This window comes from Pseudobacillus sp. 179-B 2D1 NHS (assembly GCF_045370945.1).
Lineage (GTDB): Bacteria > Bacillota > Bacilli > Bacillales > Domibacillaceae > Pseudobacillus.
Map to the genome: position 1 here is coordinate 1 of NZ_JBIQDP010000008.1, position 12,794 is coordinate 12,794.

At 40.3% G+C, this 12,794-nt stretch carries 12 protein-coding genes; 3 read left to right on the top strand and 9 right to left on the bottom strand.

The features are described 5' to 3' along the window. Positions 1-144: 144 nt before the first annotated feature. The 6 genes from ACH0BF_RS09800 to ACH0BF_RS09825 form a co-directional block, all read right to left on the bottom strand. Positions 145-573, bottom strand: coding sequence for an RDD family protein (locus ACH0BF_RS09800; protein ID WP_120033645.1), 429 nt, complete (start codon positions 571-573; stop codon positions 145-147). A 24-nt stretch (positions 574-597) separates the two neighbouring features. Further along, the gene (locus ACH0BF_RS09805) at positions 598-2,004 is read right to left on the bottom strand and encodes a M48 family metallopeptidase (protein ID WP_120033647.1); all 1,407 of its coding nucleotides are present in this window, start codon (positions 2,002-2,004) and stop codon (positions 598-600) included. 232 nt (positions 2,005-2,236) lie between these two features. Then, the gene (locus ACH0BF_RS09810; RefSeq protein ID WP_120033649.1) at positions 2,237-2,485 is read right to left on the bottom strand and encodes a hypothetical protein; all 249 of its coding nucleotides are present in this window, start codon (positions 2,483-2,485) and stop codon (positions 2,237-2,239) included. An 88-nt stretch (positions 2,486-2,573) separates the two neighbouring features. Then, positions 2,574-3,110: an MFS transporter gene (locus ACH0BF_RS09815; RefSeq protein WP_120033651.1), complete on the bottom strand. Its 537-nt coding sequence runs from the start codon at positions 3,108-3,110 to the stop codon at positions 2,574-2,576. Further along, positions 3,107-4,543: an FAD-binding oxidoreductase gene (locus ACH0BF_RS09820; protein ID WP_340852980.1), complete on the bottom strand. Its 1,437-nt coding sequence runs from the start codon at positions 4,541-4,543 to the stop codon at positions 3,107-3,109. The genes ACH0BF_RS09815 and ACH0BF_RS09820 overlap by 4 nt, the downstream gene beginning before the upstream one ends. A 256-nt stretch (positions 4,544-4,799) precedes the next feature. After that, a complete protein-coding gene (locus tag ACH0BF_RS09825; protein ID WP_259455587.1) occupies positions 4,800-6,272 on the bottom strand; it encodes an N-acetylmuramoyl-L-alanine amidase in 1,473 nt (490 codons plus the stop codon). A 252-nt stretch (positions 6,273-6,524) separates the two neighbouring features. Between ACH0BF_RS09825 and ACH0BF_RS09830 the strand changes: the two genes are divergently transcribed. Further along, complete coding sequence (locus ACH0BF_RS09830; protein WP_120033657.1) at positions 6,525-6,668, top strand: acid-soluble spore protein N; 144 nt, start codon at positions 6,525-6,527, stop codon at positions 6,666-6,668. A gap of 55 nt (positions 6,669-6,723) precedes the next feature. Here the strand turns inward: ACH0BF_RS09830 and ACH0BF_RS09835 are convergent, their stop codons facing one another. Continuing rightward, complete coding sequence (locus ACH0BF_RS09835) at positions 6,724-7,542, bottom strand: squalene/phytoene synthase family protein (protein WP_120033659.1); 819 nt, start codon at positions 7,540-7,542, stop codon at positions 6,724-6,726. Positions 7,543-8,112: 570 nt separating this feature from the next. On the opposite strand from ACH0BF_RS09835, the gene ACH0BF_RS09840 reads away from it, so the two are divergent. After that, positions 8,113-9,129, top strand: a complete 1,017-nt coding sequence (locus tag ACH0BF_RS09840) for an AI-2E family transporter (protein WP_120033661.1) — start codon at positions 8,113-8,115, stop codon at positions 9,127-9,129. A gap of 268 nt (positions 9,130-9,397) precedes the next feature. Further along, positions 9,398-10,879 carry an amino acid permease gene (locus tag ACH0BF_RS09845; RefSeq protein ID WP_120033664.1) on the top strand — a complete coding sequence of 494 codons (1,482 nt, stop codon included), beginning with the start codon at positions 9,398-9,400 and terminating at the stop codon, positions 10,877-10,879. Positions 10,880-10,936: 57 nt separating this feature from the next. Here the strand turns inward: ACH0BF_RS09845 and ACH0BF_RS09850 are convergent, their stop codons facing one another. Both ACH0BF_RS09850 and ACH0BF_RS09855 read right to left on the bottom strand, forming a co-directional pair. Then, entirely contained in the window at positions 10,937-11,458 is a 522-nt protein-coding gene (locus ACH0BF_RS09850; RefSeq protein ID WP_406909331.1) for a hypothetical protein, read from the bottom strand. A 103-nt stretch (positions 11,459-11,561) separates the two neighbouring features. Beyond that, on the bottom strand, positions 11,562-12,770 hold the full coding sequence (locus ACH0BF_RS09855) for a S1C family serine protease (RefSeq protein WP_406909332.1): 1,209 nt from the start codon (positions 12,768-12,770) through the stop codon (positions 11,562-11,564). Between the last annotated feature and the right edge of the window lie 24 nt (positions 12,771-12,794).

A 12,794-nucleotide genomic window follows, 5' to 3' on the forward strand; every position in this document is an offset into this window, starting at 1 on the left:
ACAGCCCCCATTCACAAGCAAAATAAAAAGGACTGTAGACAAACTCTAGAATTTCATTGAGTTTGTCTACAGTCTGAGCTATCTCTGAAAAGAGATAGCTTTTTATATACTTTTAAAGCGGACGTTTGCTCCTGAACCCAGCTCTTAGAGCGAGATGTTTTCTTCTATTTGAATGTCTTCAGTGGTTACATACGTGCCGGCAATAAAATCATGGATGGCGCGCTTGTCATCCCGCAAGCCGACCATGAAGGCGCTGATAATAAGGCCAATACCTAAAGTTAATACGTAAACAAGGCCGGCGACAATTGTTCTCAGCAACATAGCACCGATTCCTAGTTTTCCCCCATTTACTTTGGCGATACGGACGCCCATAATTTTTTTCCCCACCGTATAGCCGGACCAGACAACAGGGATAATTAAAGCGTATACGAGATTCAATATATTCGTAAACGTATCGCCATCCCAATCTCCTGTAATAAAATAACTAATAATGGATAAAGGAACCCCAATAATAAGTGCATCTAACAAATTGGCAGCTAATCTTCTCCAAAACCCTGCTGGTTGTCTAATCATTGAATGCTCTCTCCTTTTTTGTGATTAACTTTCTCTCTTTAATAATTCAATTATATTACGATTGCCTGTCTCAATTGCATACATTAATGCCGTCATGTTGCCGCTGTCTCTATACGTTGGATCAGCTCCTAGTTTTAATAGAGCCGCCACTGTAGATTCATCTTCGCTAAAAACAGCGTGCACTAAAGGAGTCGTCTCATCTTCTCCCTCACTTTGATAATTCGGATCTCCTCCTGCTTTTGCCAGACGTTGCACCATCTCTGCATTCCCTTGCTCGGCCGCCTTTGTAAAAGGAGTCATGCCATAATAGTCTTCCTGGTTAGGGTCTGCTCCAGCTTTTAGCAACTCATCGACCATTTCTTTATTATTATCAAGCACAGCCCAATGAAGCGGCGTATATCCTTGATTATCCATCGTGTGAACATCTTCACCTTTTGTAATAAAAGCAGCAACTGCAGCTGTATCTCCCTTTACCGTTGCTTCAATAATTGGCGGAATAGGCTCTGCATGAGCTTCCTCTTCTTCATAATTTTCATAGTCATCGGAAGCGATAAATTCATCAAATTTCTCGAAAGCATATATCATACCAGCCACAAATAAACCGAAAATCAGGGCAATCACTGGTATCCAGAGCCAAACGACCTTCGATGCTTTTCTTACAATAACTGTTCCCTCAGGCTCATTAAAGAACAAAGCAATCTCATTTATTCGTTTCGGCAAAGGCGGATGAGTAGAAAGAATCTCACTCAGCCAGACGAAAAAACCCGCTTCATGATTGATTTGATCTAAATATTCATCTCTATTCACCTGTTCGTAAAGCGTCTTACCGACCGCAAGGATAGTTAAACTCTTTTTAGCCGCCTCCCTATTATCTATATAATATGCAGCGTACCGGTCACATGTGTATTCACAAGCCCGTAAGTATAATTCAGCGATGCCCGGAATCCACATAGCAGGCAGAATAAACATTGTTTTTGACAGGTGATTTCGCTTAATGTGAGCCAATTCATGCGCGATAACAAACGTTAATTCATCACTATTTTGTTTCTCTGACAGTTCAAAAATCTCAGAGTATAATACAACCATGCTCCGTCCAAAAAAACGGGTGGCAAATGCATTCAATACGCCCTGAGACTCTAGGACATATACGTCAGGCACATGTGAAATCTCCATTTTTCGGCATAGTTCTTTTACTTGCTCATATACTTGCGGAAATTGTTTCTCTGTCAACTTGACAGCATTCGTCCGTATATACCCAATCGATAGGGCGTGCAAAAATAGCGAAATGGCCATCAAGACTAAAATAATTACAATACCCACAATAGAAATGATTAAACTGACATACGCAATAAGGCTTATAAGAAGAACAAACCAAAAATATTTTTGCTCATTTTTGTGGATGAGGCTTTTAAGTGGTACATCTTGATTCATTAGATTGTCGTAACTCCTTTATTTATCATCATCTTAGAATAACAGTGAAGGGAAGAATATACTATAGGAATATAGTGGTATATTTGGTTATAATATAGAAGAAAGGCAGACAATAAGTCTGTACTCACCATGGATAATCAGGCTCACTGCTATTCGTTTCAAACTATTTAAATAGTTTGATGAACACACGACTAATTCACTAGAGAGACAGAGCCATTCTGCCTCTGCACTTTTATAAGCAGAACGAGGAGTTGGTGAAGAATAAACGCTGATTCCTGTATTCCTTGCCAATATGATTGCCCGCATCATGTGGAGAGGATGACTGACAATGGCAAAGCTGGGCATCCCTTGTCTCCTTCGCAGGCTCTTTGCACTGCTTAAGATCTTCTTCAGCACTTCTTGATTGTTCATCAATTAAGATAGCTGCAGGGTGCCCATTATGCCCCAGCACATACTCACCCACCGCTTCTGCCTCGTCCATAACAGTGTGACTTCTTCTTCCAGCGGTAAGAACAATAGCCATTACACCATTGTTTTCATACAGCCAAACAGCAGAATGCCTTAATCACTTAGCTCATGTCTTTTTTTAACAAAATCATCCCGCTGATCACATAGACAAGGGATGCCAAGTAAAAGATCGTTCCGATCGTGAGGAAGTCAACGATATATCCCGTTAAAATGACCGCCACAGCTGCCCCAATCGACGTCCATGTATGATAACTGCCAATTTGCTTTCCTGCTGTCTCCTTCATAACGTGACGGGCAAGTGCTGTTTTTTCCGTATTTTTCTGCAAAGCACCGAGCAGACCCATGACAATTTGCAGAATATATACTTGCCATGCTTCGGTAACAAGCGGAAAAAACAATAGAGTAACAGCCGTCCCCCATGTATACGTAACAAGCAGCACTTTATCGCCTAGCTGATCAGCCATTTTTCCAATCATCGGATAAGCTAGAGCAGAAGTTAAGGCAAATAAGCCATAGGCCCAGCCAAATTGAGCATAGCTGTCGCCCACATTTCTCAATAGCAGAACATAAAAAGGAAAAATCATGCTGCCAGCCATTATCATTAAGCTTTGTGACAATATAAACCGTTGAAAATTCATTGGCCATACTCCCTGTAAAAAAAGTTCATGAAGCGCTCATCCGGATCATATTTTCTTTTCATGCGAAAAAACTCTTTGCTATGCGGATAAGCAGTATCAAACTGGTCCTTCGTTGGGTAGGAATAATAAGGCAAGTAATAACTGCCGTTATGCTGAAGGGTAATATCGATCATCTTACGGATAACTTCTTCCGTTTGCTTCATATCCTTTGAAGACCTCCCCTGATTAATGAGCAGAACAAGGGCAAACATATCTGCTTTCGCATAAGACAAGACAGCTTGTTCATCTTTTCCTACATAGCGGACGGTAATATTGAGCAAATTAAAATCCTTTTCATTTTCAAGAACATTCCGCAAATCATCAATATAGTCTGCAAATTCACTGACAGGAACAAAATATTCCTGAAGCACCTCTGTCCGACTGCTGCTTTCATACTCCATAAAAGCTGTTTCTGATCTCATCACATTATTTCTCGTTTCCAGCTTCCCATTTCCCTTTTTCATATACGTTCGCTGCAGTTCCCAAAATTTATCTTTCCCCCAGTCACTGTATCGGGATAAGCCAAGAAGTAATTTTGGTGCTGCAATGATCCGATCCTCTTTTAACTGATTATAAGCAGTCAATTTATGTTCATCTTTAGCATTTGTCCAGTCTGTTACATACATTTCTCGTAAAAAGGTGTCAGGTGCAACCGAAATGCGGGCAAGATGCATTTTAACTTGCGAGCTATTTACAGCGTTTTGAAAATAGGAAGAATATTGGCTGTAATCTATCACTCTTGTATGTGTTTCATACAGCTCATCCTTTGCTAATGAAAACGTAACATCGAGAATGATCCCAAATAGACCATAGCCTCCGATAACAAGTGGAAACAGCTCCTTATTTTCTTCTCTGCTCACGTTGATAATCTCACCTGCAGCAGTTAGCAGCCGAAACGATTCCACTGTATCAATTAATGAACCATAATGGATATCTCGGCCGTGGACATTGACACTCAACGACCCGCCAATTGTAAAAATATTTTGCGACTGCATGACTTTGACAGAGAGCCCGTATGGATTAATTCGTCGTTGAATATCATCCCATGTAGCTCCAGCTTGAACAGTAATCGTTTGCCTTTTCGGATCAAACTGAAGAATTTTATTGTACTTTTTCATATCAATGATCGTTCCACCAGGATAATAGGTATGACCTCCCTGGCTATGCTGCATGCCAGCAATAGAGAGTTTATCACCTGTTCGATTTGCCCGTCGAACCATCTCTTGGAGTTGCTTCTCCCCTTCTGCCTGCTCGATGCTTTTCACTGCCGTTGGCAACAATTGACCAGCATCACTTGCAATTGGCTGTGAGAATTGTTGCCCGTGCCAATAAACAGATCCTGTAAAAAGAAGCGTATATCCAATTAAAAAAGAAGCCATTGCTTTTTTCTTCATAAATAACGTCTCCTGAAAAAATATCTATATTTATCTTATCATAATCATTGGCATTATTTTTCTATCAGTGTAAAAAATGGAATCATTTGCTTAATATAGATGGATGACTTTTTAGTAACCCATTTAAAATGCCCCTTTAGAAACTTAATTAGGACATAACGGGCAAAAACGGATGAGTCTGGCTATGAAAATCCTCACAAAAAAGACGCCCTCTAAAAGCAAGATTTGTGAGCTTTCAGAGAGCGTCTTTTCAATATTATTTTGCTACGTTATAAAGAGAATCGACTTGATAACCTTTTTCTTTATAGTAATCTAGAATGCCAAGATAGATAGCTTTAGACGCAGCTGTACGCCAATAGTCTGATTTTAGCTTTTCATTATCTTTTGCGTTATCAATGAAACCAAGTTCAGCTAGAGCGGCTGGCATGCTATTATACTTAATCACATAATAATTAGCTGTTTTTACTCCACGGTTCTTCAACTGTAAAGCATCTACCATGCGCTTCTGAATTTTAGTCGCCAGCAGCTTACTGTCAGATACGTAAGGATTAGTTGCTGCTGCTGAATAGTAATACGTTTCCGTACCGTTGCCCGCTCCGTTGCTGGCATTCGCATGGATGCTGACAAATACATTGCCCTTTTTACTTTTAGCAAACGCCGTGCGGTCTGGTAGTGATGGGAACGTGTTACCTGTGCGAGTCATATACACTTTAAACGGTGTTTTTTTCAATAGTTCATTTGTTTTCAGTCCCGTATCTAAGACCACATCTTTTTCCTTGAGGCCGAATCCAGAAGCTCCAGGATCACTGCCGCCGTGGCCAGGATCAAGAACGATAATTTGATTAGCTAAACGCGGATCTACGTTGTCGATTACCCCAGGTTTCTCATCATTATCCTGGTTATTGTCTTTATCCGGTGTTGCTGGCTGATCCGTTGTGTTGCCTGGTTTCTCTGTATTGCTCAGATAGCTTTTATGAACAAATCCGATTATATTTTCTGATTTGATATACATCCAGCTCCCGATTTCATGGCTGCCGAGTACTTTGACACCCTTCTGTAATGAGCCGCTCTTTTGATAGCTTGTAGATGGGCCTGTACGTACATTTAAATTATTGGTGTTTACCCAAAATGTTTTTGTAAAGGTGGCCGTGTTTTTTATACGGAATTCAGGATTAATGGCACGTGCAAGAAAAACAGAGAAGTCTGCACGGATAATTTGCTCATTCGCTCCAAATGTACCATCTTCCATACCGCTTGCAATTCCACGGGACATTAAAGCGTTCGCTGCACCCGAAAGGCTTCCGCCAAACTCATAACCAAATGCTTTTGAGAGCATAACGGCCATTTCGCCACGTGTTACCTCTTTCTGTGGGAGAAACCTTCCACCGTCATAGCCTGATAGAATGCCTTTATCTACCGCTGATTGAATATACCCTGAAGAAAAATTGCTTGCTGATACATCTTTAAAGACGGTTTCACGTTTTGCTCCATCTAATTGCAAGGCACGTGCGATAAAAGTAGCTGCTTCTTGGCGGGTCACCACTTTCTCGGCAGCAAATATAGTTGCTGATGAACCATTTGCAATTCCTCCCTCAGCCAAGTAATTGACTTCTTTTAACGCCCGATTAGGTACATCGGTAAAGCCGCTCGCCTGGGCTGTCGTATGAAATCCAAAAAGAGGAATAATTAAGAAAAAGGCAAACGCCATAAAAATAGAACTCTTCTTCACAAGTTTGTCTCCCTTCACAAATTTTACCATTTTATTCTAGCATACAAATATACTTCTAAACATACAATTTTCGACTCTTATTGTACTTTTCGGTAATAAAGGGCTAATTATGTAGCTTTATTGTATCTTTGTAACAACAAAAACATCTTTGTAATGTTTTTGAAACAAAATATTTCGAAGGGAGGAAAATAGGAGAAAAATAAATTATTTCTCTTTACTTTGGCAAACCTATCTATCGAAAGGAGGGATATTATGAGTAAGCCTAAAACAAGCAGAAATCACTTTGCTTCCAATGAGACCGGTTCACCTCCAACTTCCTTTGAGGGCAACAAAGGAAAGAAAATGCAGGACACATCAGGAAAACATGCCCAAGTTATCCAAACAAAAGGGGAATAACTGCCTCTCATCAAAAAAAGGCAAAAAGCTGTGGAAACAGCTTTTTGCCTTGATCCTATTTCTCTATGACTTGACTCACCATTTCTGTTACCTCTGCTCTGCTCATTTTTTCTTTTCCTTTTTCTAAAGCATGGAGCGTCCCATGAGCAAGAGCGAGGGGGATTTTGCAAAAATTAAGAATAGAGCCGGATTTAATCCCTTCTATATAAACATCAGCTAAAGCCAAATTGCGCTTAGCATAATTGAACATATCTTCCAATTCCCAACCCTCAGGGAAGAAGCTTACTCCCCGTTCTCGATCTTCCGTATGGTTGCGAAGAATATTAACAGACTGTAATCCGCGTCCGTAAGCAATCGCTAATTGTTTGTCGGTTTCTGTGCCATCGTGCCATTTCCATATATCGGAGAGCATGACTCCAACAAGGCCGGCCACATAAAAAGTATAGTCGTCCAAATCTTTCTCGTCCTTTACTTTCCATCCCTTCATTGCCCAATCTGCCATGCCCTTGGCCATGATCGAAGTAGCACTTAGAACAGTGTCTACAACTGTTGCCGGACAGTACTTGATCCAATCACCAAGCCGTAAAGTAACCTCTGGCAGCAAGGCTTTATATGGCTCGACAATAGACTCGAACTTTTCAGTATTAAACGATCCTTTCAAAATCTGGCTGATAGAGTTTAGCAGGCTGTTTTTCGATGCTGGCTCAAGTTCCGGATGGTCTTCAATCTCATCGATTGCTCTCATGCATAAATAAGCTGAAGCCACGGCTTCCTGCACCCCTGGTGCAAGCTGACTGATCGGAATAAAGAATGTCCTGCTCGTCTCCTTTAGCACATTGATTGCATCTCTTTGTAAATGATTCATTTCGCTCATCTGTTGCTGCCTCCCACTATTTTCGCGGTCCTACGCTAAATATTCTCAAAAACCGATGTTATTTTCACTCATAACAATATTCTAACATAAAAGACCCACTTCTCATTACATTTGATTTTAGAGAAAAAAAGTTTAGTATAAAGTTTTTGCAAGCTGACAAGTGAACAATTGACTAAAAAGTCACTTTCTGCCCGTCCTTCTATTTTATCTATTATAATCGTCCCGGTAATTGAAAAATAGTCACATGCAGAATATGACTAAAAAACGTCATTTTCTGGTTGCTTTAAGAAGGAACTCTGGCCCCCCCTTACTCAATAAACATACAATAGATCATTTTCTTTTCTACTGTTTTAAGCTATGGTCTCTAAAAGAAAAAACGAGACAACTCCTGTTAACATACACTATTGATACATATATCTGATACGGCAGCCTTGTTAATTATTCCTATATGAAAAAAACCTCTTTAAATACTTGTAAACTTCCCCCCGCGAGTTGATAATGAAATAGAAAGAACAGAATGTAATTGGCTGTATTGAAAGGTGAGAAACTTGCTAAGGAGTCATAGTAGAGATGGATGAGATAAAAGGGTTTTTCCAAAAAAAAAGCGTTAAACGTATTATTATTGCCGGTTTGATTATTTTGATTTTATTTGCAATGAGAAGCATGATTAATTTACTCCTTCTTACATTTATTTTTGCCTTCTTAATGGACCGTCTCGTAGAATTTGCAGCTAGGCGCATCCCATTAAACCGCAGGCTTCTCGTTTTATTGATGTATTCCCTCATCGTGGGTCTATTAACATTTGGACTCGTGAAATACCTGCCGATTATTACGATAGAGATCGGCCAGTTAATTAAGCGCATCACCGCTTTTTATGCCCAGCCTCACGATAATGTTTTTATGAATTACATTGAAAAAGTCATCTCTAGTGATCAAATTAATGCTTACTTAGAGAATGGCGTATCTTTCTTGCTCAAATCATTCAGCGATATTAGCAAGACGAGCATTGATGTATTCATTTCCTTAATCTTAAGCTTGTTTTTCCTTTTAGAAAAACCGCGCTTACAAGAGTTCACCAAAAAATTTAAAGACAGTAAAATTGCTCCTTTTTATTATGAAATTGAATTTTTCGGAAAAAAGTTCACACGTACCTTTGGAAAAGTGATTGAGGCACAATTTATTATTGCCTTTATTAATTGCTTATTATCCGTGATCGCACTGTCGATTATGGGATTTCAGCAAATCTTCGGATTGGCGATAATGATTTTCTTTCTGGGACTTATCCCCGTTGCCGGTGTCATTATTTCACTCGTCCCTCTCTGTTTAATTGCCTATACGATTGGCGGTTTTATTAAAGTCGTCTACGTAATAATAGCCATCGCTATTATTCATGCAATCGAGGCTTATATTTTAAATCCAAAGCTGATGTCCTCAAAAACCGATCTGCCCGTTTTCTACACGTTCGTTGTCCTCCTTTTCTCGGAGCATTTCTTCGGTGTATGGGGGTTAATTATCGGGATTCCGGTCTTTGTTTTCTTGCTTGATGTTTTGGAAGTGACAAATAAAGAAGCCACCCGTTTGTCATAATATGTTTAACAGCTTTTTATTCTCCCCTCTCACCAAATGAGAGGGGATTTTTCATAAAGTTATCTATCAATTCATTTTTCACATAGTAAAAATACAACATTTTCCGACAAAAAAATACAAAAAACCTCTTTCTTTTTTACTCTTTTCGATTTATGATATGTATACGCTTTCAACATTTTGATGTTTACTACTTCTCTTAGCGGTGGTATTTAAGATAAAGCATAGTTACCATGCAACATTTGTATTTAATCATCTTGGAGGTAGAACTATGAGCAATCAATCATTACAAAATGGTAGCATTGGCCAAAACGGCGAATTAAAGAAAGGATTAAAAGCAAGACATTTAACGATGATCTCGCTGGGCGGCTCAATTGGTACCGGTCTTTTTTTGGGCAGCGGTTTTTCTATTTATTCAGCAGGCCCTGGTGGCGCCTTGCTTGCCTATCTTATTATTGGCGTGATGGTCTATTTTATTATGACCAGTCTGGCAGAGCTAGCAGCTCTTATGCCAACAAGTGGTGCATTCAGCACATACGCCACTAAATTTATCGATCCCTCTCTTGGCTTTGCACTAGGTTGGAATTACTGGTACAGCTGGGCGATTACGCTTGCCGCTGAGTTATCTGCCTCCACCCTCGTTATGAAATTTTGGTTTCCAAATAGTCCATCCTGGTTGTGGAGTGGTTTATTTCTATTATTAATATTTGGCTTAAATATATTGTCCGTTAAAGGTTATGGGGAAGGGGAATATTGGTTTTCTTTTATTAAGGTTACTACAATCATTATCTTTATTATTGTTGGCTTCCTTATGATCTTTGGTATTATGAATGGCGGCGATTCCGTTGGATTCAAAAACTTTACTATTGGTGATGCTCCTTTTCACGGAGGATTTCTAGCCATGTTTGGTGTGTTTCTAGCAGCAGGTTTTTCTTTCCAAGGAACTGAAATCGTCGGTGTCGCAGCAGGGGAAAGTGAAAACCCGCGCGAAAATGTGCCCAAAGCGACACGAACTATTTTTTGGAGAATTTTATTATTTTACGTGCTTGCCATTTTAGTCATCGGGTTAATCATTCCTTATACAAATGAAAATCTTAAAAGTGATGACATTATGGTAAGCCCATTTACGTTAGTATTTGAAAAGGCTGGTCTTGCTTTTGCAGCTTCCCTAATGAACGCGGTCATTTTGACAGCTGTATTGTCTGCAGGGAACTCAAGCTTATACGCCTCAACTCGGATTTTATACGCTATGGCAAAAGAAGGACAAGCCCCTCGGCTTTTTGGAGTGTTAAATAAAAGAGGCATTCCAGTTGCGGCCCTTGTAGCAACTGCATTAGTAGGTTTACTAGCTTTTCTTGCTTCCATCTTTGGAGACGGTGTCATTTATATTTGGCTTCTAAATTCTGCTGGCGTCACCGGTTTTATTTTCTGGTTAGGGATTGCAGCAAGCCATTATCGTTTTAGAAAAGCATTTTTAGCTCAAGGGTATTCACTTGATCAGCTTCCTTATCGGGCAAAGTGGTATCCATTGGGGCCAATTCTCGCATTCAGCATCTGTCTTGTCGTATTATTGGCACAGAACTATCAAGCCTTTCTTGGTGATCATATCGACTGGACGAATGTAGTTTCTTCCTATCTCGGTATTCCGTTATTCCTAATCGTCTGGTTTAGCTATAAATTCATCAAAAAAACAAAAGTCGTTCCTTTAACAGAATGCGAAATTACTATGGATGAAGATCCACAAGTTAAATAAGCTAAAAAAGAACCGTCTGGAGAATCTCCAGGCGGTTCTTCACATAGTATTTACTTATCAGTTCAGTTTGTGTTTCTCAAAGGGAAGATGATCGACTCCTAATTCCGCTAACTGCTCCTTTGCTTTGGCAATAAGGGCTTCCGCTTTTTTCTTCGTTGCTTCATCCAAATTGGCAAACAGGTCTCCCTTGTCTCCTCTTTCCGGCATCTTCACCCCTAGTTTTTCAAGCTGCACATGGGCCTCTTCACGAGTAATCGTTCCCGCTCGTTCCTTTTCCATAATGGCTTCGGTTTTTTTCTTCGTTGCTTGATCCAGGTTGGCAAACAGGTCTCCCTTGTCTCCTCTTTCCGGTATCTTCACGCCTAGCTCAACTAAATCAGATTTAAGTTGATCCATGATCATTTTTACTTTTTTCTCCGTTGTGTGATCTTCCGAAGCTTTTGCATTTGTTCCCTGCTGAACCGTAGACACCGATGAGGATGAATTGGTAGCAGCCAATACTGATGCTCCTGCTCCTCCTAAGATGCTTAAAGATAAAGCTCCTGTCATTACGTAACTGAATACTTTGTTTTTCTTCATTATAAATTCCTCCTTTATGAATGGGGCTGACACAACATTTACTTTATCCGTCAATAGTGAAAAGATGGTGAAAATTCAATGGGACGACTACTTTTTCGCTACTTTATTTTTCATTAAGCTTTAAGGTTATGCTCATTTGCTGGCCATTCCGATACAATCCTACTTTAATCTTTTCTCCTACTTCCGCTTTGGAATAGAGATATTTTCGAAAGTCGCTTGTATCGCTAACCTTCGTCCCATTGACTGACTGGATCACATCTTTAGCCTGAAGGCCAGCTGCTGCTGCGGGTGAAGAGGTCTCTATCACGGCAATTACTATTCCTTCCTTTACATCTGCAGGTAGATCAAGCTGGCTTTGCAGTACAGTAGCAGGAAGATCACCGACATCCTGCAGGCTAACCCCGAGATACGGTCTTTTCACTTTTCCATCTTTCAGTAGATGATCAATAATTGGAACCACATCTTCACTTGGAATAGCAAACCCTAATCCTTCCACGCCGCTTTCTGCAATTTTCATGCTATTAATACCGACAACTTGTCCAGAACTATTAATTAAGGCGCCACCACTGTTGCCAGGATTAATAGCGGCATCTGTTTGAATAACATTTAAATCCCACTGTCCCTCTGATGTAGAGACAGGTATAGTTCTATCCTTCCCGCTCACAATCCCCTGTGTTACTGAACTTGCCAAGTCGAGGCCAAGCGGATTGCCGATTGCGGCTACTTGTTCACCGAGCTTAAGCTTCGATGATTCACCAAAGCTGGCTACTTTGGTGATAATGCTGCTGTCTGTTTTAAGAACGGCTAAGTCTGTCAATGGATCGGTTCCGACAATTTCCGCTGTCGCTTTCTTTCCATTATTAAGCACTATTTCTACCTTATCTGCTCCTTCAACGACATGGTTGTTTGTCACGATAAAGGCATTAGCACCAGACTTTTTAAAGACAACTCCAGAACCAGTACCAGCCTCTTGCTCATTTTCTCCGATATTTCCATTTTCCTGAAAAAAGCTTGCTGACTGTTGTTGAAGATTCACTACGCCCACGACGGCTTCATTGATTGTATCAATCGCACTGACCAAGCTGGTAGAGGAAGCCGCTGTTGGCTGTATATTTAGGTCAGAACCAGCAGCTTGATCATTCTCCACAACAGCGGCCTTCTCTTTATCCACAGCCGGCACCTCTCCATTTACTCCAAGAATTGGCGATAAATATAAGACTGCAACCCCACCGGCAATGGCACCGGTAAACGAAGTCATCAGCGGCTGAAGTATCCCTTTTCTCTTGTTTTTTTCATTTGTCTCATCATACATATCTACTCTCTCCTTTTCACTGTC